This window comes from Shewanella sp. SM21 (genome assembly GCF_025654335.1).
Taxonomy (GTDB): domain Bacteria; phylum Pseudomonadota; class Gammaproteobacteria; order Enterobacterales; family Shewanellaceae; genus Shewanella; species Shewanella oncorhynchi.
The window spans coordinates 151707-174040 of sequence record NZ_JAKKRL010000007.1 but is presented as its reverse complement, the minus strand read 5'-3'; the positions used below and the strand labels follow the sequence as shown (position 1 = coordinate 174040).

Here is a 22334-nt window from a genome sequence, read left to right as displayed (position 1 = left end):
TTACCGTAGCAAGCTGGCCCTGCTGACTTGATTACGTCCATGCTTTTTAGCTAAGTATGATTGCTTATCTGCGGATTCGATAAGCGTTTGCCATTTCAAATGCCGATGAGGTTGAATACGCACAACGCCAGTTAATGGTGACCGCTTGGAAACTAGAGTAAATGTAAAGCGAGCACTGCGTTGACGATGAGTTATGTTCATCGCGCCTAAATGCTGAGTATCCGGTAATAGACAAATAAATTTCTCACCACCATAGTGCGCAACCAAATCGTTCGGGCGGTGTATCGCTGTGCGTAGTGCTTTTGTGACGAGACATATACATTGATCATCACTAGTGATGGTCACAAGGATCGCTGAAAAGTCTAATTCATTTAAATCAATTTTTTGCAACATTTACAAAATTTAATATTACACTCTTGGCGTGTAGGGCAAATTTAGCCAAATAGGAAAGCCATACCACACTGCGTTCTCTGACACTTTGCTCCTTAGAGAGGGAAGTAGAACGCAATCAGCAAGGCAAATACGCCGTACAATGAGCTTACGGCGACCAATGCACGCGCATCTACAACGCCTCGTCGAAATAGCTGCCATAGAAAAATAATAGCCAAAGCAGTAATGACTCCTGCCGCCATCAGTGAGCCATCAAAAAGCCATGGCGTAAAGAAGATACCCAACGCACTGGGAATCGTTGCCTGAATCATCATGGCACCAGAAATATTGGCCAATGCCAAGCGTTCCTTTCCTTGCCGTATCCATATGAGAGTGTTCATCATCTCGGGCAGCTCCGTCGCCACCGGACTCAGCAGCAATGCTACCAAATGTGGTGACCATTGTAGCGCTGTACCAATGGCCTCAAGTTGACCTACGAATATATGGGATGCAATGCCTATGACGATCAGGGACAACACGGCTTGCAGCGCCGCCCATTTTAACGATGGCTCCGTCACGGAAGGTTGAATTTTGAGAGGTTCAATCTCTTCATCTTCAGGCGCTGTGTCGCTCTCCTGAATTTCGCGCCAGACATAGATTGCGTAGGCTACGAGAAACAAGACACCCAGCCACGGCTTGATGGCAAAGGCGATTAGGCCAAGTGCCACTTTCACTACAAACACTGCGAGAAAGGCGAGCTGGTCGTGACTCATACGGGCGTGATCGGCACGTACATGATACGTTTCCCGTTGAAGGCGGCGATGGTGGTAAATCAGTGCCAAGCCGACCACTGCATAGGCTAAGGTAGCGAGCACGAGCGGACCGCCCATGGCTGCGCCGACGCCAATGTCCTTTTGCTCTGGTGTTTTGCCGAAGACAACGGCAATGAAGGTCACCGCCGTTTCAGGTAGTGCTGTACCGAAGGCAGCAAGTACTGAACCCACTGCTGTCGCGCCAAGATTCAAACGGCGGCCGAACCATTCGATGCCGTTGACGAAGTATTCGCAGGCCAAATAAATGGTACCTGCTGAGATGAAAAACAGAGTAAGAGTAAGGATCATGTGAGCAATCCGGCCGGGCGAGCAATAATCCAATGGCACGACAACACTGCTCGCCCGGCTGGGAAAGCGTATTGCGGCCAAAGGTCTCGCCTAGCTCTCCGCATTCGCAGAGGCTGACCACGCCATGAGGTGTTAGACCTCAATTTTGTTGACGTGGACTCCTTAGTGGGAGGCTAAGGATGACTACTCCCCAATGACAATGGGGGCATTTTACCGTTCTTGCAGGTAAATGTCGCCATTAGGTTTTAGTGTACTCATAATTTCAAGCTCTGTGTATTGTATTGATTTTACGTTGTTATTTTGTTTTTCTGCTCAGAAGTTGAAAATAGTAGGTATGCGGGAAACAACAACTTTGACAGATCTATTTTGTGATCTTTTGATCTTTGCTTTATGCGCCCTTTCTCTTAGCTTTGTTAGACTTATGGTAGTTGAGCTGCGAAATTATAGGCAGCATATGAAGAAATTTTCGATAATCGTATTCATACAAATTTTGGAATATTTCGTTTATCAGGAATGTTACAGGCATCAGTGGAAGAACCTAGGTATGGCGGCTCGCAATCGAAATCCCTCGGGCTAGCTATCCATTGCTTCTGGCTCACAATAACTGCAAATGAAAAACGCCATACCTGTAACCCTGCCGCCCGTATTTAATCGCGTTGACTGGGTCTCCACTATCATTAGGTTGAAGCTGTGATTTGTTTAACAGTACTATCGCAACAACCTTTGTTAACTCAACAAACTGGACTGCAGAACATTATGAAAAATAACCAACCGGCTCAACCCTCACGCCGGACAATCCTGAAACAAACACTTGCTGTCTCGGCCCTTTCGGTAACTGGGCTGGCGGCCTTATCGGTGCCCTCTATCTCTTTTGCGGCATCCCTCAGTAAAGATGAACGTGATGGTATGACACCTGAGGCTGTGATTGAACATTTTAAGCAGGGCAATCTGCGCTTCCGGGAGAATCGCACGGCGAAACATGATTATTTGGCGCAGAAACGCAACAGTATCACGGGTCAGTATCCTGCTGCAGTGATCCTTAGCTGCATTGACTCACGTGCGCCAGCGGAAATTGTGCTGGATGCGGGGATCGGCGAAACGTTCAATTCTCGTGTTGCGGGTAATATCAGTAATCGCGATATATTGGGCAGTATGGAATTCGCCTGTGCTCTTGCTGGTGCGAAATTGGTGCTGGTTATGGGGCATACCCGCTGTGGTGCGATACGTGGCGCTATTGATAATGCAGAACTAGGCAACCTGACGGGCCTGCTGAATGAAATTAAACCTGCTATTGAAAAAACAGAGTACACCGGAGAGCGTAAAGGGAGTAATTACGATTTTGTCGATGCTGTGGCAAGGAAAAATGTTGAACTGACTATCGAGAATATCCGCAAAAACAGCCCGGTACTGAAACAGCTGGAAGACCAGAATAAAATTAAAATCGTTGGTAGTATGTATCACCTTACTGGCGGTAAGATTGAGTTTTTCGAGGTATAACTGTAACAGAAGTCCGTAGCCCAAAAAGTCAGCCTCGCACTCTACTAAGAGATTATTAAATTTTATCTCTGATGCTAATGTATGTTTTGAGTATACCTAAAGCATACATCCAAATGAGACGGTTTTTCTGTCTCATTTGGATGTTATGTTTTCCTCATCTAAAGCCTAACGAGACATTTTTAATAACAATGGCCTTTTACGGTTATGCTCGGGTTTGAAGCAAAGATCAGGAGCTCGCCTTGCTGACGCAAACTCTGCGCGACAGAACACTATTGTAAACTGAACACTGCATTGAAATTAAGCACTACCAATAAAGCTGACCGTCATCTGTCTATCACTTAATGTGAGCTCAGTAAGATTTTATTGTCACTTAATCTGAGCCGAAGATTGCGCTAATTGCGAGCACAAGGAATTTCGATTGTGAGCCGTTACACCTAGGATTTGTTATCTACTGGCAGAGTTTATGAGCACTGATGGTTGGTCTGAGCTTAATTTAGAATTAGAACACTCTGCTAAAGTAATCAGAAGTATGGAGCCGGAAGTTCTTAAGCACTTGTCATGCACACCACTTTTTAATAGATAAACATAATTAGACAACATTTTTTTGCAATTAAAAATAGTATCGAATTTAGAAGTGATTTTGTTGTTTAGCAGCTGTGATATTGGAAGGTTCTTAAACGAAGTTTGTACATATATTTATTATAAATCAATGGTTAATATTACATGTTTCCGTAGTCGTGCTAAAATATTGACCCTGCTTTATCGTCTTTCATCTTCATTTATTTTCGTTCTCTAAAGCATGTAACTTCATGTTATCAATAGTTACATTTCTTTAATTGGATTCGTTGTCATTCACATCAATTTAGTTTGCTACAACTTAGATGTGAGTACATATCTGTATATATTGGGTTCTGCGTCAGATTAGCTAAAATCACATGTACACAGGGTAATTAAAATGTCTTTATCTGACAATTGGTTACGTGCAATAAACGGCAAACCATATTTAGAGAAACCAGAGCTTGCAGACCGCGACGGCTTAAGCGTTCGTATTACCCCTGCAGGGACTATAACATGGCAGTATCGATTTAGGATTGATAATCCATCAGGGTGCTTAACCTTTGGTCTCTACCCGGATTTAGGACTTGCTGACGCATGTAAGCTGGTCCCTGCGTGACTAAATTCATGGGTAAATATTATAGATCCCCATGCGTTTTGGAAACCGCTTAACACATTCGAAGGCCGATCAGTTCTGCTTTACTCGAGATATTATAAGAACAGTGGAACTTATATCACTCGCCATGGCGCTTTCCCACGGCAAGCGACCGGGTAATGTTGCTTCCATTAATGAGCTGGTCCGCGATATGAAACCAAGACTGGCATATCCACGATTTTAGACGGACATTATCGACCAGAATATCGGAAGCTGGGGAATTTATAGCGTTACTGTGAGTATGGGATAAGTTCAGCAACCATGATAAATAGCGTTCCAAATTAGTTAATGTACATAACTTAACTATTATGTTGCTGCTGACATTCATGACACCAACCCGCTAATTCAAGCTGTGGGCTCGATAAGGTAAATTCTGCTTGGCTAACATTCAACTGTAACTGTTCAACAAGAGCAGTGGGCAATGCTATCTCTGTGACTTTTTGACAAGTATTACAAATTAAAAATTGATTGTGAATGTGATGATCGCATACATGATGGCAGGCAATATACTTATTCACCGTTAATAACTTATGCACTAATTGTTCCTGTACTAAGAAATCCAACATGCGATAGATAGACATTATGGGTAAACTCTCGCCCAAACTTTGTTTTAACACATCGGCAATTTCATAGGCAGACAAAGGAACATCATGTTCCTGTAATACGATAAGTACTTTTTTGCGCTTACTGGTAAGATTGATGCCTTTTTCTTCACACTTTTTCACTACTTCACGCAGTAAATCAAGATTTTTTCCTGTCATAGAACTGCCAATTTTTTTGAAATGATCATACTTGAACAGTTTACCTGATCCACCCCTTCTAATGACAATCTTTGTTAGCAATCATCAGTCACCATACCGAGTGCTGTTCTGATTGCCATTTACAATCAGTAACTTAATTTGCTTTCATTCATATTGAACTCGACTGATACATAATGATACGTTGTAACATATCATTTTTTTTCAGAAGTAATCATATGGAGACGACCCACAAAATGAATTCCCACAAATACCTTCTGTTATTAGGTGTTGGCACTTTAGCTGTTTCAGCAGAACCTATTGAACGTATCAATGTCACTGGGCATGCTTTAGAAAAACCATTAAGCCAAAGAATACAAGCCAGTAAAATCGAACTCAGCGGCGATGAACTAAATAATCGTAAAGCCGATACCTTAGGAGAAACTTTAAGCCAATTACCGGGAGTAGACAGTGGTTTTTTTGGTAGCTCATCGGGTAGGCCACAAATCCGTGGATTTGGTGGAAACAGGGTTAAAATGTTGCTCAATGGAACTCAAGTTGAGGATATGTCGTCGGTGAGTGAGGATCAATACATCCCCATCGAGCCCTTTCTTGCTGATAGTATCTTGGTCATTAAAGGTCCTACAGCTGTGATTGCCTATGGTGGGCAAGCGATGGCAGGCATTGTTGATCTCCAAGATGGTCGTATTCCATTGAGCCCAATCAATGGGTTTAACAGTCGCGCTGAAGTGAAAGCTGGCTTCAATAGTACAAGTACCGCACTGGCAAAACTTACCGCATGGAATGAATCTTTTAACTTTGCGCTGAATATGATCAACAAAGACCGTGGTGACTACGATATCCCTGGATATTCTAAAGACAGTGATTGTAAAACGTGGTCAAAAGTCGTAGGTGCCGCACAGTTTGCCGATCTATGCCAAATCAAATATGCGCAACCTGTGTGGCAGATGAACAATCAATTAAAACGCTATGAAGATGCTACACCTTTAGAACAACAAATTATCACCGACTACTCAATAGACAGTAATGGCATTGTACTTAACAGCAGCCACCACACATCATCATTCTCGGCAGGCGGAAGCTACACTGGCCAACAACGTCTTTTGGGTTTGGCTTACGGTTATACGGACACTCATCGCGGTATTCCGGGATTCATGCGTCGTGGCAGCAGCGCACCAGTGGATTTTGATCAACGGGGTAATATTCGAATTTTTTCCCGTGGTGATCGCGTAGATATGAAGTATGTCGAAAACTGGGATGACAATTGGATAAACTCATTTAGCCTCGATGGCGCCTATTCGAATCAAGTCGATGATGAGCATATGGCAGAGGTATCCGTCAACCAATTCGAACTTACCTCTTGGGTCATTAGCCCTAAGCTCTATCATAGTTGGACATCAAACTTCGATGGTGTCTTAGGATTACAGTACGACACTAAAGCCTATAAAGGGGAGGGCTATGACAATTACATGCCTGATGTCGATAGTCAAAACTATGCAGCCTATACGCTACAAACCCTGCACTTTGGTCCGGTTACTTTTGAGTTTGGAGGTCGTTATGATGCGATTAAGCACCAAGTAAACGCAGAGGGTTACAAGGTAGGTCGAGGCTCAGGAGCGAATGTTAAAGATAGAAATTTTTATCTCCAAAGCTACTCAGGATCACTGCAATGGGACATATTGCAAAATTGGTCAACACGAGTCAATTACGTTCATGCCGAGCGTGCTCCTGAAATGAATGAGCTTTACGCCAGTAACCCACACTATGCTCTGTTAATTGAAGAACAGGGCAGCTCAAATCTTAAAAAGGAAATTAATCACTCCTTTGAAATAAATACCATCGCTAAAATCGCCGATTTACAGCTAATGGCAAGTTGGTATCAAAATCAATTCAATGATTTTATTTATCTTGGTAGTACAGGCCTTGAGCGTAATGGTACTTATGTTCGTGAATGGCGCCAAGCAGATACAAACAATCAAGGGTTAGAGGTACAAGCTATCTATACCTTCCCGTGGCAAAGGTGGGGAGTTTTTGAGCTCAGCGCATTTACTGACAGAGTGAGAAATACTCCTCGATATCAATATGATGGTAGTTATGACATCTTTAGTACTCGCCCACCTCTCGCAGGTGAGCGGGACGAATACTTTCGCCGCAGGTTAGAAGGCACTTCAATGCCTCGAACACCACAATCCAAAACAGGCACTGCACTAAATTGGCAGTATGATGCGCTTACTGTGTCCATCGATTATGTTCGCTATCATTCACAAGGTGACGTTAGCAGATTTGAGAGGCCCTCTGAATCTTATGCTTTGCTCGGAGCCAATATCACTTTAGATCAAGTCATTTCGAAAGTGCCGACTCAATTCTACCTAAGCTTAGATAATCTTACCGATGTAGATGCGCGCCCACATAACAGTTTCCTAAGGCATTTATCCCCTATGCCAGGTCGCTCAGCGGCTATTGGTGTCAGAGTGCAATTCTAAAAAGTTTCCTTCAAGGCTAATGGCCTTGAAGGTTTTCATTTGATTTCTTGATACCCAAGGCCAAAAATCTAACCTCCTTCAATTCAAGCCGCGACTTGCTGTTTTTTATCCCATTTTCCGAGAGATGTTTTTAAGTCATGACGGACCCTAAGCGTTTATCTGATGAAGCCTATTCAATGATATTTCTTACATAATATGGAAAAGTCATCCATTGGATTGAGTAAGAAATCTTTACCGACAATGGAAGTCATTTCTGATTCAGATATAAAAGGATTGTCAATTTTAAAAACTAATCGTTGATTCAATTTACTTTTTATCAAAAAATCGCAATGGCGTTGATAAAATAATTGGTCAAATTGACCATTATCGATAATTCTCTGGAGGCCAATTTGTATTCGCTGAGCTAAGCGAGGTTTGTTAGGCGAAACATAATAATATGTCGCTAGTGGAATATGTAGCATGATGCTTTCATCAACAACGAGATCTGGATATTGTTGATTAAACTGCTCAACCTCCTGAAATACTTCATTCACTCCGCGGCCAAATGTTATAAACCGTCCTTTTGATAACATATTAAATAAACTGTCATATTGATTGCTTTCTATAATCTTAAATCCTGCTTGTTGCATGGCAACTTTAGTCGACCATTGGCTACCTGAACCAGTATCAAGAGCAGTTAACTGCGCTAGCGAGGTGATTTGGGCTAACCTAGATACATTTTCCTTTTTAATAATAAAAATTCTAAATCCCTGAATGCCTTTTCTAATGGGAATTTTTATTGGAATAAGCTGTTTATTCCACTGTAGGTTAGAGGCTTCTGCAATAACATTGATGGTTTCACCCTCTTGTAATGCTCTGAAGATACGATTTCGACTCATTATTAGATCTGAGACTTGCAGTGATGCTTCACCAAAATCGGCTTTGGTTGCATCAATAACTAATTGTAAAAGGTCATAAGTATACTGATATCTGTGATCAAGCTTGGATTCTGACTGATTGATAATGAATTGATCATTAGCATAAGTGACGGGTATGTTTGCCAAGACCCACAGGGAAAGAATACAAAAAATAATGCCCAGTCGCTGTAAATTATCCATCAATAAACTCATTGCTAGAGGTTGAAATTGATTCGGTGTGCTTATTTTAGCAGTAGCCTAGGTGGCTTGCGGGATAAAGAAACAGATGATAAGTGTAAATGATACATTTTTTTAGTTTGGGTTTATGTGAGTTGTAAATCAATTTAGACACCCCAACGGTGTTGGCACTGGGTGCGAGTGGCTCGCAGAATATTTTAAAGTCCTTATGTTCTTTAGCCATAGTGTTTTTAATATGGCTTTACGTTATATATGCATAAACGTGTTTGTAGTCTGGCAACAATTTTGGGGGAAGTTTGAAGGTCGTGTTTATTGCGTTAATCATTTATGAGAACGTGCTTTGAGCGTTTAACCAGCGCTGGCGTATGCTCCACGTTTTTACAGTGCTATCACTTTGGCTCTACTGCTGATGTTGAACATATAAATTGACCACTCAAGGCCCAGAGAGGACATCAATGAACTCGGATAAAATTTTAGAATCTGCACAAGCAACCTTGTCTGGATTAATACCATTTCCTCAAATTGTCGGCAATCTTATTGCTGAAGGTGTCGAGTATTACTATGTAGACTATGCCTCGAAGTCATTTACTTTCTATAGCGCAGCAGGTTCTACAGTGCAATCACCTTTATCATTTGAGGGGCTTCCATTAATTGCTGAAAATTTTAATGTGATTGAACTCAGAGCTGCCATCTTGGATAGTCAGCAGCATGGGCAAAATTTTCGGCTTTTCTGCCAGCGCGCTATGAATGCAGGAGTTCAAGGTTATTTCGTGTTTTTGCGAGGTAAACGTGTAACCTATTTTGGCCGTCAAGGTGACCAGCATACCGAATGGTTTTCTGGCGCTAAGCCGAGCGATGTCTAACAATGCTGACTAGGCTCGCCACTTTCTGGGCAGGGTGCATCGTGAGTTTTACATTGGGTGAATGGTTATGTGAAGTTCATTGTATACGTCATTTACATCTTCCTGTGCTTAACGTTATAGAACACTGGAGGCATAAATATGCTACCACGTAATGTCACTACTATTTCTCGAATGCCGATTTACGGCATCAAGAAAATTAAGTCATATCTTGCGATGGTAATGGTTTACGGAGTGATTTTAATTGGTATTGGACGGTACAATTGCGGTTAAATAGGAGAATAATGTCTTATGTACCATCAATTTCTAAATGAACCTATGGTGCTTGATATTGAAAAGGCATCAATACTCACATTACGGCTACCCGACGATGTGAGTGATTTTATTGTGTCGCAGGCGATCAATGCCCCTTTACTAGAGATTATCGTCATCGCTGAAGCCGGAATTCAGCAAAATATAGTCATCCGCTTCCAGCCGTTTATGGGTCTTAAGGTCGAATCGTTACCGCAAAGCCCTCAGGCTTTCAATACACCAATAACACGCAGCCTTGGGCAAGGTTTTAGGCTTTATACACGGATGGGAACTGCTGCGAAATTTTGTGCGGCTGAATTGAGGCGAGGTGTATCTTTTACCTTAGATACGACTCGTCATTTAGGTGCAGATAATGACTTAATAGGTGCAGATAGTTACTTAACTTTTGCCTTACAAGCCAATTCAAAGTTTGAGTTAGTACCCTTAGAAGCGGATTTACGGGTTTTGCATGAGCCCAAAGCGTTAATGGTTGCTAAAGCACTGTTAGCAAGGCACTACGACTATGCCGCATCATCTGAATCTCTTGCAATTTACATGACTGAAATCGAGCAGGTTAGATTAGAATTGCAGGCGTTTATGCGTGGGGAGCTTGGTCAATGTCATGCCAGCCTTGCTGATGAAGTATTAAGGATCGATCCCTTGCTACTGCAAAAACAACAATGGTTATTTAGAACCTATACCCATATGTTTGAGCGACCAAACTACAGCCGCGCTGCTAATGATGTCGATAACACTGATAAGCTATTAAGAAAATTAGAGTGTTATGAATTACTCGCTTCACCGGAATTGATCCTGATGGTAGACCGATTGATGGAAGACGAAACGTAAACTTTTTTACCCAAATTTAGCTAAATGATAAGAGTCCATTATGCATTATTTATGTCCCCTGTGTGCCGCCCCACTGACGTTAACGGAGCGAACTTGGGGTTGTTCACAGCAACATAAGTTTGATATGGCCAAAGAAGGCTATGTCAACTTATTACCTGTACAGAAGAAAAACTCAAAAGATCCTGGTGATAATAAACAGATGATGTTTGCTCGGCGTGAATTTTTAAACGCGGGTTACTATCAAGGTTTGAGTGATAGAGTGAATGAGCTCGCGCTTGAGTTTAGTGCCGAAGCAAAACAAATCCTCGATATAGGCTGTGGGGAAGGGTACTACAGTCAACGTTTATTCTATGTGTTGAGCCAGCACCATGATTGCAATTTACAAGGTATAGATATTTCTAAGTCTGCAATTAAATATGCAGCTAAACGTTACCCTAATTTGCAATTTTGTGTCGCAAGTGCCTATGAAATGCCAATCGCATCCCAAAGTGTCGATCTTGCCATTCGTATTTATGCCCCTTCAAAAGTAGAAGAGTTACAACGGATTATGGCTGATGGAGGCTTACTGATAACGGTTTCTCCGGGACCTTTACACCATTTTGCGTTGAAACAACAAATTTATGCTGAGCCAAGATTACATCCCGTTTCCACAGCGCATATTGCTGGATTTGAGTGTCTGCATCAGGAGCGCTTAATCTCCCAGTTAGAACTGGCAAACAGTGAACATATTGCTCATTTTTTAGAAATGACGCCCTATGCTTGGAAGTTTACTCATGCCCAAAAGCAAGCATTTGCGTTGCAAGGACTGAACTGTGAATTGGATTTCCAAATTGAAGTGCATCGGATTTCAAAGTAAGCGATAAGATTAAGCTATTGAAATAAAGTATTTAAAATGCTTAACTGTACTTGCTAAACAGCATGAACCTAGTGTTCTGCTAGCCGGTTGCAAAACCGTAAAGTAGATTTAGGCAAAATAAATAATCCAAAGTGTCGCAGTGTGTTGACTTATCTTTAGAATGGTTTATAGTCTTATCAGCTTGAAGGTTGGGCTTATATTTATGTGTTCAATACGACCAGTTCGTCCTGTAAACATAAGTAATACCGGCATTTTCCAGCTCCACCCGCCGTTAAGGCTTTAATTTTTTATTTACAGGATTTATATTATGTCTCAAGTTACTGGTGTTGTTAAGTGGTTCAACTCTGACAAAGGTTTCGGATTCATTGAGCAAGAATCTGGTCCAGATGTATTCGTACACTTCCGTGCGATTAACTCTGACGGTTTCAAAACTCTTGATGAAGGCCAAAAAGTGTCTTTCACTGTGACTCAAGGTCAAAAAGGTCCACAAGCTGAAAACGTAACTATCATTGGTTAATTTTCAGTGCTGTTAGCCTAGAGCTAATAGCAATGGATTAAAGGGCTATGGTTAATTCCGTGGCTCTTTTTATTTGTGCGAAAATAAGATTTCATTTAGTTTAGATTGTTGAATCCAGTATAAGCGACAAGACCCACTTAACATGTCGCATTAATTTAATGCTTAAATCTGAAGTTAATCATCTAATCTTTCTCTGTTAGATCCCAATTTTGATATCTCCAAAATTTTCAATAAAACCATTTGATACACTCTCCTTATTTTTACCCCTGTAACATTCAATTCCATTATATGCTAACTCTTAACGCTTGCTCTTATCGAGTTTATTTTTTGCGTAATCTTATATTCAATGTCGAACGCGAATGTGTCTAATCATTCATTTTTTGTAAATCAGTGGCTTCAGGTGTTGCCGAATATGATTGGTGCATTTACATTTCTTGCACTTAGTTATCCTACATATACTAAGCTGCACCTAAGGCTGAAAGCCTTGTAGTAAAGAGTTGAGGCTGGCAAAGCATTTAGTGCTTGATATTAAAGAACACTAGCTTATTTATGATGTAGTTTGGAGCCGACCAAAAAATGAATATTGCTATTGAGATGCCTTGCATTTCGTACATTTAAGCATTTCTGACAGAAGCTTTAGGTTGCTAATCCAACTTAATTATCGGCTACTTTATAGCGGAATAATGTTCTCCCTCGACTAGTTTCCCTAACTTATAAAGGAGAGGTCTACAGTTAGCACTAAATGGATTAAGTGCCCTTTCTACTGGCGGTATTGGCCTAATATTTTGTTAGCATGTTTATTGCTTCTAATGTGACGTTAGTGACAATACAAGAATACTTAAAGTTGAGAACTATATACCGAGGATCTTTTGATGGGTTATGTTATTCAAGGGACTACGATTAAGCCGAAAAATGGATAGAGCTAAATTTAAATATTGTGGAGTATTAAGTGTAAATAAAAAAGCCATGCAATTGCATGGCTTTTCTGGTTTAGCTTAAGTGATTATGGACGTGCCATATCAGACTCTGCACCATTAGCGAGTTTGATTTTGGCAGTAGACTCTTCGTTCGCAGTATTCTCATACTCTCGTCCTTTAGGGACTGCCACTTGTTCTCTCACTTCAACGACAGGCTTGGTCATATCCGAAGACACCATAGAGCCAAAGCGGCTGGCCGCTTTCGGCTTGATGACAACAACTGCATCCGTGATTTGCGGTGTTGTTGGAGCTGTTTGTACTGTGGCTTGAGGCTTAGCGATAGCAGCCGGTCTGGCCATTGGCGCAGAGGCTGTTGCTTTCACGGCTTCTTTTACTTCAGCGCTCGGTGCAACACTTGGCTCGACAAGTGTTTCGGTTTTAGCTGCTTCAGTTTTGGGTACTGCTACTGATTTAGTCACTGAGCTTTCAACTGATGGGACTACAACGACTACGGCTTCAGCAGTAACGCTGGTCACCTGAGTTTCAACGATTGACGCAAGGTCAACTTTTACGTCAGCAGCCTTTGGCTCTTCCGCTTTCGTTTCAGTGGTTTTAGTCACAACAGGTTTAGTTTCAACTTGCTGAGTTTCAACTGCTGCAACGTCATTTGCTTGAGGCTGAGGCTCAACTTTTGCTTCTACTTTAACAACAGCAGGAGCTTCAACAGCTGGAGTTGAACTTGTTTCAGCTATTTCGACGTCAGCAGTTTTAACGGCCGGTTCAGTTACCGCTGTTGTTTGAGTTGCAACAACAGGAGTTTCCACTCGAACACTGACGATTTCGCTTGGGTACTCTTGGTCCGCACCTAATTCGTCATTAGGAACGAATTGCGCTGGCGTTGATGTCCCTTGGTCATCTTCGTCGCGACGACGACGTTGACCCGCTGCACGAAGGTGGCGAGGACTACGACGGCTACGACGTTGACCATCTCTTTGCTCGCGTTTTGATTGATCATCAGCATTAGCATTTTCGTTGTCTGCATCAACTTCGCTATCTTGCGATACTGCATCCGCTGCTACAGTATGAGCTGCTGTGTCAACCAAGGTGTTTTCAGCTACGTTAATAGCATCAACCGCAGGTGTTTCTACTACAGTAGAAATTACAGTTGCCTCTTCTAGCACAATATTTTCTTGCGCTTCTTGAGCAGGTGCAGCTTCCTTACGAGGCTGGCGACGTGTTCTTGGCGCTTTAGTTTCTACTGGCGTTTGGGCAATGACTTCAGCTTTGGCATTAACACTGATAGTACTTGCCGCTGCGGCGTTAAGGGCTGCAATTTCCGCTAACACTTCTGCTGCATCTTCAGGTGCAATTGGGATCGCATTATCTGGCGTATTATGGCCATTATCGATACGCACCTTACGACGCATGTTACGGCGCTGACGACGCTCGCGGGCGACTTCTTGCTTAGGGGCATCATCTGCTTCAATGTCGGCAACAACATCTTTTGGCGCTTGTACGCGTGGCTTCGGTTCAGCTTTAGCTGGACGTTTAGCCGCTTCTTCTTTTTCGCGTACTGGACGTTCTTGTGTGCTGACTACTGCATCAGTCGGCTTTTTTGGATTGCGGCTACGCGGCTCACGAGTGCCTTCTTTTGCTTTGTCGGCATCTTGGGCATTGCGTGGGCGGCGAGTGTCATTACGACGGTTACGGCGATTTGCGTTAGCCGCACTGGTATCAGTTGCTTTAGTTTCAACAACTTTTACGGGTTCAGCTTTTTCACTTGGCGCAAACATGGCACTGATTGCACTCACAAGCTTGCTGAAGAAGCCAGGTTGTGGCGCTTCAACTTTCACCGTTGGTGATGGGGCTTGTTCTACTTTTTGTGGCGCTGCAAAACCTTTTAATGCCGGAATAGGCGCCGCAGTACGTTCCAGTTTGCGTGGCTCATACAATTTGGCTTCAGGATGCTCTATACGCTTATAGCTTGATTCACTGATTTCATCATCACTACGGTGACGGATCACGCGGTAATCAGGCGTCATCATGTGTGCGTCAGGTATCACATACACTTCAACATCGTGACGCTGTTCTGTGATGCGAATGGCTTTGCGTTTCTCGTTTAACAAGAAAGCTGCAACATCCACAGGCACAATCGCTTCGATTTGTGAGGTGTTTTCTTTGATGGCTTCTTCTTCCATCAAACGTAAAATTGACAGTGCTAAAGACTCGGTACTGCGAATCGTGCCTTGGCCATGACAGCGAGGGCAGATATGCGCTGCAGATTCTTCTAAAGAGGGACGCAGACGTTGACGCGACATTTCCATCAAACCGAAACGAGAAATGCGACCTAACTGCACGCGAGCACGATCATGGTGCACAGCATCACGTAAACGGTTTTCAACTTCACGCTGATGACGCACTGGCGTCATATCGATAAAGTCGATAACCACTAAGCCACCTAAGTCGCGGAGACGCAATTGACGGGCAATTTCATCGGCGGCTTCGAGGTTAGTGTTAAGTGCTGTTTCTTCAATATCGCCGCCTTTAGTGGCACGGGCAGAGTTGATATCGATTGAGGTTAACGCTTCAGTTGGGTCGATAACAATCGAACCGCCAGATGGCAGACGTACTTCGCGTTGGAAGGCGGATTCAATTTGTGATTCGATTTGGAAGTGAGTGAATAATGGCACTTCAGCTTCGTACAGTTTTACGCGCTCAACGAAATCAGGGCGAACTAAGGCGATATGTTGCTTCGCTTCTTCAAAAATACGTGGATGATCGATGAGGATTTCGCCCACGTCACGGCGTAAATAGTCACGAATAGCGCGAACTATCACATTGCTTTCTTGGTGAATTAAGAAAGGTGCGCCTTTAACTTGTGAAGCTTCGGTGATCGCCGCCCAGTGGTGTTGTAGAACTTTTAAGTCCCACTTTAACTCGGCAGATTCTTTGCCTACACCCGCAGTACGCACGATAAGACCCATGCCCGCAGGCACTTCTAAGTCAGCCATCGCTTCTTTTAGCTCAGTGCGTTCATCACCTTCGATACGACGAGAAATCCCGCCAGCACGTGGATTGTTTGGCATTAATACTAAGTAAGAGCCTGCAAGGCTAATGAAGGTCGTTAAGGCTGCACCTTTATTGCCGCGTTCTTCTTTGTCAATTTGGACAATAACTTCCTGTCCTTCACTGACCACTTCTTTGATATTTGGGCGACCTTGGAACGAATATCCCTTCGGGAAATATTCTCTAGCGATTTCTTTCAGTGGCAAAAAGCCGTGACGATCGGCGCCGTAGTCGACGAAAGCGGCTTCTAAAGACGGTTCTACGCGGGTAATTTTACCTTTGTAAATGTTTGATTTTTTTTGCTCATGACCTGGGCTTTCAATGTCTAGATCATACAGTTGTTGCCCATCAACAAGGGCAACACGCAACTCTTCTGATTGAGTTGCATTGATTAACATACGTTTCATGATGACGTCATTCTTCTTTAAATAGAGGTCATCAAACATCGCGCTTCGCTGCATTACGGGCCTAGCAGTAGGTCAACTGAGCCTCACGGCTGGTGGCTAGGCAAGAGGTGCGCATTACTGTTAGACGCAGTCGCTGCGTGTCGCATCCTATTTATGGCTTATTTTTTAATGATTACAAAAACAAGGAATTCGTTGTAAAACATCAACCAACCCCATAAATTCTTTAGTTTCGTTCCGGTAATGCCCAAGTCGAATCGGTTTGTCTGACGACAAGTTAAAATATCCTTCGAAATCGGGGAGGAAAACCTAGGGTAAACCTTATTAAAGTAAGGTGACTTTCTCGATTTAATCGTAAAAAACGCATTTGTGGTATTTTTACTCTATATACGATTTGCAAATCAATGATTTGCTATCAAGAAAATCTTTTTTTATCCGTTAAATTTTCCGCTTGGGATCAGGGCGTTGTGAACACTTTATTCACGGCTTATCCCTAATCGCTGGTGAAATATAGCAATAATCAAAAAATTCAGCAATGGAAAGGCACAATTCTTCTCAGTTGTTGTACAATGGCGACCGTTATAATTAGATGGCGCATCATGAATATAGAATCCACCTCACAACAGGTTCAGTTGATCACGATTGATGAAGATCACTTCGAACAGCGTATCGATAACTACTTAATGACCAAGCTGAAGGGCGTGCCGAAAAGCATGATCTATCGCATTGTCCGCAAGGGCGAGGTTCGAGTGAATAAGAAACGCATCAAACCCGAGTACAAGTTGCAGATTGGCGACATAGTACGTATTCCGCCAGTCCGAGTGGCAGAGCCGGATAACCGTACCGCACCATCGGCGAACTTAAGTAAAGTCTCGCAACTCGAAGATCGTATTTTGCATGAAGACAATCATTTGATCGTGCTGAATAAACCGGCTGGCATTGCCGTGCATGGTGGTAGTGGAGTCGATTACGGTGTGATCGAAGCATTGCGTTCACTGCGTCCTCAACAAAAGTTTTTAGAGCTAGTACATCGTCTCGATAAAGATACTTCGGGTGTGTTGTTGGTGGCGAAAAAGCGTAGCGCGCTTAAACATCTGCATGATCAGCTTCGGTATAAAAAGATGCAGAAAGACTATTTGGCCTTAGTTAAAGGTGAATGGTCTGCTCAAGATAAAGCCGTTAAACAGCCTTTATTGAAAATCACCCTTAAATCGGGTGAGCGCATAGTGCGTGTTAATGCTGAGGGTAAGCCTTCAGAAACACGCTTTAAAATTATGCAGCGTTACCAAGGTTGTACTTTAGTAAAGGCAAGCCCTGTCACTGGACGTACTCATCAAATTCGGGTGCATTGCCAATTTGCTGGCCATCCTATCGCCTGTGATGATAAGTACAGCGAGCAAGGGTTTGACGATAGCATGCGTGCATTAGGTTTAACTCGACTCTTTTTACATGCTGCTGAATTGATGTTCATTCATCCGGAAAATGATGAAGTGATGCGGGTTTCAGCGCCTTTAGATGAAAATTTGTCGCAATTACTCGATAAGTTAAAGCGTGCGTAATCGACGGGGATAGGTTTCAAGGATGAAGATAAAGCAATACGATTTAGTGATTTTCGATTGGGATGGCACTCTGATGGATTCCATCGGTAAAATTATCACTTGTATTGAAAATATGGCTAAGGCATTGCAGTTACCTATCCCAACTGAAAGTGACATTCGCGATATTATTGGTCTTTCTATGACAGAAGCGCTGCGAGTCCTGTTCCCTGAGGGGCTTAATTGCAGCGCTTCTTCTGCCAATTCTCAGCATCAGCAGCATTCTAATAATGCATTCAGCCAAGGCGAAAATGATCAATATCAGCAGATGCGCGCTGAGTTTAAAGCACAATATTTGCATTTAGACACCACGCCAACGCCCTTGTTTGTACAAACTCCAGCGTTAATTGATGACTTGCATAGCCAAGGCTATAAGTTAGCCGTCGCAACTGGTAAAGCCCGTGCGGGACTTGATCGCGTCTTTGAGCAAACAGGCTTAGGTCGATACTTTGTTGCATCACGCTGCGCCGATGAAGTGCACAGCAAACCCCATCCTGAAATGATCTCAAGTTTGCTGAAAGAATTGAATATTGCCCCGAACCGAGCCTTAATGGTGGGTGATTCTCTGCTGGATTTGACCATGGCGGCCAATGCCGGGATTGATAGCGTTGGCGTGACCTATGGCGCCCACAGTGCCGACAAGTTGCTGCTGGCAAAACCTATCGCCTTGATAGATTCACCAAAGCAATTACTGCAATACCTCTAACACTGCTATTTAATGCTGGAGCGGCAATACATGCCGCTGCGCATGAGACTTCCTTATCACTTTTATTTACGTCTCGTCTTCTTGTCGATGAAACGACTCTGTAGCCCAGTATTTTTAATGCGCGTCATCGATTCAATAAACAGAGCAAAGCCTTGGCAAACGTTTAAGCGAGAACGTCTACACCTTGGGCTAACAGCATTTCCGTCAGTAATATCAGTGGTAAGCCAACTAAGGTATTGGGATCGCGACCTTCGAGCTCTGTAAATAACGCGATACCTAAACCTTCGCTCTTAAAACTGCCTGCACAGTAGTAGGGCTCTTCCTTTTCTACGTAGGCCACAATCTGCGCATGGCTAAGGTGCCTAAAATGAACCGTAAAGGGTTCAACCTCAGCGGTCATAGCGCCAGTTTTGGCATTATAGAGTGCAAGACCAGTATAAAAGGTGATGGCCTTGCCTGAGGCTTGAGTGAGCTGCGCGACGGCATTATTAAAATGATGGGGTTTACCGATAATCTTGTCATCAATGACGGCAACTTGATCGGAACCAATAATCAGACCATCGGGGAATTGTTCTGCTCCCGCGACGGCTTTTGCTTTGGCTAATCGCAGCACTAAAGCATGGGCCGATTCTTCGAGATACGCTGTTTCGTCAATATTAGGATTGCAGCATTCGAAGGGTAACCCGAGTTTTTGCAGTAAAGATTGTCGATATACAGACGTCGAAGCTAAGATTAATGGGGTTGGCATAATGAGATATCCGCAAAAGAGTGACTCATATTGTGACCAATCAATGCGAGAGAGTACAAGAGTTTCGTCTTTTACGGTTTCTTTTCAATGAATGCGACTATTTTAGGCGGCTTGCGCTTGTATGCGGTCCCATGCTTGGGTACTATTTCGCTTCCGTCAATTTCAATGTTGGGGCAGGGGAAAGGCTTAAGTCGCAAACTGGGACTTAAGTTAGCATTTTTTCTTTGACTCTAGCGTTTTCAAACTATAATATGCGCGCCTTATGCAAACAGTAAAGATACCGGTTTCAATTGATCCATTTCGCGCCGCCTCGAGTCGCCTAGTTTATCAGGGCGTTGTTCCTGGTGTGCAACTGAAAAGATTAACTGAGTTATGTGCCGGCGACTGTTCCGATGTGGCAGTGTCGCTTGAATGTGGCGTAGATTTACAGGGGATAGTCTACCTGAAAGGGAAGGCTGTGACGGAGCTCACTCTGATATGTCAACGTTGCATGACACTATTTACCACTGAGGTTACGGTCGAGTTTTGTTTTGGTCCATGTCGGACTAAGGCAGAAATCGATGAGCTCCCGGATGCGTATGACCCAATTGAGTGCAATGAAATTGGCGAAGTGCGTCTACATCAATTGATCGAAGATGAATTGATAGTCGCTATGCCGATAATCCCAATGCATCAAGAAATTGATTGCAGTGCAGGATCTAAAGACATGGTTGTAGGCGAGATAGAACCCGCTCAAGAGGAGCGTCCAAATCCGTTTGCAGTGTTAGAAAAACTGAAGAGCAAGTAATCGAGGAGACAGGCCAATGGCTGTACAACAGAACAAAAAATCACGTTCAAAGCGCGGAATGCGCCGTTCACATGACGCACTGAGCACTGCTCAGCTGTCTGTAGACGCTACCAGCGGTGAAATCCATATGCGTCACAATGTGACTGCAGATGGCTTCTATCGCGGTAAAAAGGTAATCAACAAGTAATTTGTTGGTTTCCTAATGACGAATCTGACGCTTGCGTTAGATGCAATGGGTGGTGATCATGGCCCCCACGTCACGGTGCCTGCAGCCTTGCGGGCACTACAATTACATTCTTTTCTTAAAATCATTTTAGTCGGTGACAAGACTGAAATTGATGTCTATCTACGTCAAGCCGAAGCGAGTTTACTTTCGCGCATAGAAATCATTCATACCGATGAAGTCGTTAGTATGTCCGATAGGCCTGTGCATGCCTTGCGTACACGTAAAAACAGTTCCATGCGATTGGCTATTGAGTTAGTGCGTGACGACCGCGCACAAGCGTGTGTAAGTGCCGGTAACACAGGGGCGCTGATGGCAATGGCGAAAGTATTGCTGAAGACCTTGCCTGGTGTTGATCGACCTGCATTAGTCAGTTGTTTACCTGCGGTGACTCAAAAACCGGTTTATTTGTTGGATTTGGGCGCGAATATTTCCTGTGACTCGGAAACCTTATTTCAATTTGCCGTGATGGGCTCAGTCCTGTGCGAAGCGGTAGATAAGAAATCTCGGCCAAAAGTCGCCTTGCTCAATGTGGGCGTTGAAGAAATTAAAGGTAATGACCAAGTTCAGCAAGCCGCGCAGTTGCTGCAACACACAGAACAAATCAATTACACAGGTTTTATCGAAGGGGATGAAATCTATTCCGGTAATGTGGATGTGATTGTTTGTGATGGGTTTGTGGGTAACATCACGCTCAAGACCTCAGAAGGTATTGCCAAGTTATTAGTACATCAGTTAAAACGGGGACTAACCCAAGGTTTATTCGTTCGTTTTCTGGCTAAACTTATCGCCCCTCGTATCCAGGCGGTGCTTAGTCAGATGAACCCCGACCACTATAACGGTGCAAGTCTGATAGGATTGCGCGGAATAGTTGTAAAAAGCCATGGAAACGCGGATGAAACTGCCTATTTACAAGCAATTAGTTTGGCAGTAACGGAAGCTCAACGTCGACTCCCTGAAATGATAAAAGATCGTTTGGAGTCGATTCTTTTAGATATAAATAACTGATCCCTCCTTATGCATACAAAAATTCTCGGAACTGGTAGTTATCTACCGGTGCAGGTGCGTAGCAATCAAGATTTGGAAAAAATGGTGGAAACCACTGACCAATGGATTGTTGAACGTACAGGTATATCAGAACGTCGCATTGCGGCTTTCGATGAAACCGTTTCAACTATGGGCTACCAAGCGGCATTAAAAGCGCTAGAAATGGCTGGCATAGAAGCATCAGATTTAGACATGATCGTTTGCGGCACCACCAGTGCTCCCAATGCTTTTCCGGCTGCGGCCTGTGAAATTCAAGCCATGCTTGGCGTGCATACCATTCCAGCTTTTGATATCGCAGCGGCGTGTTCAGGCTTTGTTTATGCTTTATCTGTTGCCGATCAATTTGTAAAAACGGGCGCGGCTAAAAAAGTATTAGTGATTGGTGCCGATGTACTGTCTCGCTTATGTGAGCCAGAAGATCGTTCAACTATTATTTTATTTGGTGATGGTGCGGGCGCTGTTGTGATAGGCGCATCCGAAACGCCAGGGATCATTTCGACCCATATTTATGCCGATGGTCGCCAAGGCGACTTATTGAAATGCGCTTTCCCACCACGTAAAGGCGAAACCTCTGAAGCGGTCGGTTTTATGACCATGAAAGGCAACGATGTCTTTAAAGTGGCTGTGACTCAATTGTCCCATGTCGTGACTGAGACGTTACGCATTAACAATATCGATAAGTCAGAAATTGACTGGTTAGTGCCACATCAAGCCAACTTCCGAATTATCAATGCTACCGCTAAAAAGCTCGATATGAGCCTTGATAAAGTCGTATTGACCTTAGCTAAACACGGTAATACTTCTGCCGCGTCAGTGCCCATTGCATTGGATGAAGCCGTACGTGATGGCCGTATTCAGCGCGGACAACTACTGCTGCTTGAGGCCTTTGGTGCTGGTTTTGCGTGGGGCAGTGCGCTCATTCGTTTCTAAGTTCTA

The 22334-nt window shown here is 43.4% G+C and carries 19 protein-coding genes and 1 riboswitch; of the genes, 13 read left to right on the top strand and 6 right to left on the bottom strand.

Annotated features, from left to right (window positions below):
• The gene (locus L5L94_RS21875) at nt 1–393 is read right to left on the bottom strand and encodes a diguanylate cyclase domain-containing protein (protein ID WP_263238335.1); all 393 of its coding nucleotides are present in this window, start codon (nt 391–393) and stop codon (nt 1–3) included.
• 92 nt (nt 394–485) lie between these two features.
• Nucleotides 486–1571 carry a sodium:calcium antiporter gene (locus L5L94_RS11225; RefSeq protein WP_263163181.1) on the bottom strand — a complete coding sequence of 362 codons (1086 nt, stop codon included), beginning with the start codon at nt 1569–1571 and terminating at the stop codon, nt 486–488.
• 11 nt (nt 1572–1582) lie between these two features.
• Nucleotides 1583–1694: riboswitch (yybP-ykoY riboswitch) on the bottom strand.
• A 552-nt stretch (nt 1695–2246) separates the two neighbouring features.
• On the opposite strand from L5L94_RS11225, the gene L5L94_RS11220 reads away from it, so the two are divergent.
• The gene (locus L5L94_RS11220; RefSeq protein WP_219252817.1) at nt 2247–2987 is read left to right on the top strand and encodes a carbonic anhydrase; all 741 of its coding nucleotides are present in this window, start codon (nt 2247–2249) and stop codon (nt 2985–2987) included.
• A 955-nt stretch (nt 2988–3942) separates the two neighbouring features.
• Nucleotides 3943–4161: an Arm DNA-binding domain-containing protein gene (locus L5L94_RS11215; protein ID WP_263163179.1), complete on the top strand. Its 219-nt coding sequence runs from the start codon at nt 3943–3945 to the stop codon at nt 4159–4161.
• A 335-nt stretch (nt 4162–4496) separates the two neighbouring features.
• On the opposite strand, the gene L5L94_RS11210 is transcribed toward L5L94_RS11215, so the two are convergent.
• On the bottom strand, nt 4497–4958 hold the full coding sequence (locus L5L94_RS11210; protein WP_049821724.1) for a Fur family transcriptional regulator: 462 nt from the start codon (nt 4956–4958) through the stop codon (nt 4497–4499).
• 233 nt (nt 4959–5191) lie between these two features.
• Here L5L94_RS11210 and L5L94_RS11205 point away from each other — a divergent pair, with 233 nt between their 5' ends.
• Nucleotides 5192–7438 (top strand): TonB-dependent receptor, encoded by a 2247-nt coding sequence (locus tag L5L94_RS11205; RefSeq protein ID WP_263163177.1) that lies wholly within the window; start codon nt 5192–5194, stop codon nt 7436–7438.
• Nucleotides 7439–7611: 173 nt separating this feature from the next.
• Here the strand turns inward: L5L94_RS11205 and L5L94_RS11200 are convergent, their stop codons facing one another.
• A complete protein-coding gene (locus L5L94_RS11200) occupies nt 7612–8535 on the bottom strand; it encodes a hypothetical protein (protein WP_212599916.1) in 924 nt (307 codons plus the stop codon).
• Between the two features lie 452 nt (nt 8536–8987).
• Here L5L94_RS11200 and L5L94_RS11195 point away from each other — a divergent pair, with 452 nt between their 5' ends.
• From L5L94_RS11195 to L5L94_RS11180, 4 genes are all read left to right on the top strand, one after another.
• Nucleotides 8988–9395: a DUF1398 domain-containing protein gene (locus tag L5L94_RS11195; RefSeq protein WP_263163175.1), complete on the top strand. Its 408-nt coding sequence runs from the start codon at nt 8988–8990 to the stop codon at nt 9393–9395.
• Between the two features lie 288 nt (nt 9396–9683).
• Complete coding sequence (locus tag L5L94_RS11190) at nt 9684–10532, top strand: hypothetical protein (RefSeq protein ID WP_263163173.1); 849 nt, start codon at nt 9684–9686, stop codon at nt 10530–10532.
• Nucleotides 10533–10572: 40 nt separating this feature from the next.
• Complete coding sequence (gene rlmA, locus L5L94_RS11185; RefSeq protein ID WP_263163171.1) at nt 10573–11388, top strand: 23S rRNA (guanine(745)-N(1))-methyltransferase; 816 nt, start codon at nt 10573–10575, stop codon at nt 11386–11388.
• Between the two features lie 307 nt (nt 11389–11695).
• On the top strand, nt 11696–11905 hold the full coding sequence (locus L5L94_RS11180; RefSeq protein ID WP_011789734.1) for a cold-shock protein: 210 nt from the start codon (nt 11696–11698) through the stop codon (nt 11903–11905).
• 1003 nt (nt 11906–12908) lie between these two features.
• Here the strand turns inward: L5L94_RS11180 and rne are convergent.
• Entirely contained in the window at nt 12909–16349 is a 3441-nt protein-coding gene (rne, locus tag L5L94_RS11175) for a ribonuclease E (RefSeq protein WP_263163169.1), read from the bottom strand.
• Nucleotides 16350–16891: 542 nt separating this feature from the next.
• On the opposite strand from rne, the gene rluC reads away from it, so the two are divergent.
• Both rluC and L5L94_RS11165 read left to right on the top strand, forming a co-directional pair.
• Entirely contained in the window at nt 16892–17851 is a 960-nt protein-coding gene (gene rluC / locus L5L94_RS11170; RefSeq protein WP_263163167.1) for a 23S rRNA pseudouridine(955/2504/2580) synthase RluC, read from the top strand.
• 22 nt (nt 17852–17873) lie between these two features.
• The gene (locus L5L94_RS11165) at nt 17874–18593 is read left to right on the top strand and encodes an HAD family hydrolase (protein WP_263163166.1); all 720 of its coding nucleotides are present in this window, start codon (nt 17874–17876) and stop codon (nt 18591–18593) included.
• A 163-nt stretch (nt 18594–18756) separates the two neighbouring features.
• On the opposite strand, the gene L5L94_RS11160 is transcribed toward L5L94_RS11165, so the two are convergent.
• Nucleotides 18757–19341, bottom strand: coding sequence for a Maf family protein (locus L5L94_RS11160; protein WP_263163164.1), 585 nt, complete (start codon nt 19339–19341; stop codon nt 18757–18759).
• A gap of 262 nt (nt 19342–19603) precedes the next feature.
• Here L5L94_RS11160 and yceD point away from each other — a divergent pair, with 262 nt between their 5' ends.
• From yceD to L5L94_RS11140, 4 genes are read left to right on the top strand one after another with little or no spacing between them, the layout of a single operon-like run.
• Nucleotides 19604–20128 (top strand): 23S rRNA accumulation protein YceD, encoded by a 525-nt coding sequence (gene yceD, locus L5L94_RS11155; protein ID WP_028760371.1) that lies wholly within the window; start codon nt 19604–19606, stop codon nt 20126–20128.
• Between the two features lie 16 nt (nt 20129–20144).
• Entirely contained in the window at nt 20145–20315 is a 171-nt protein-coding gene (rpmF, locus tag L5L94_RS11150) for a 50S ribosomal protein L32 (RefSeq protein WP_006081226.1), read from the top strand.
• A 15-nt stretch (nt 20316–20330) separates the two neighbouring features.
• Nucleotides 20331–21359: a phosphate acyltransferase PlsX gene (plsX, locus tag L5L94_RS11145; RefSeq protein ID WP_028760370.1), complete on the top strand. Its 1029-nt coding sequence runs from the start codon at nt 20331–20333 to the stop codon at nt 21357–21359.
• A gap of 9 nt (nt 21360–21368) precedes the next feature.
• The gene (locus tag L5L94_RS11140; protein WP_028760369.1) at nt 21369–22328 is read left to right on the top strand and encodes a beta-ketoacyl-ACP synthase III; all 960 of its coding nucleotides are present in this window, start codon (nt 21369–21371) and stop codon (nt 22326–22328) included.
• The last annotated feature ends 6 nt before the right edge of the window (nt 22329–22334 follow it).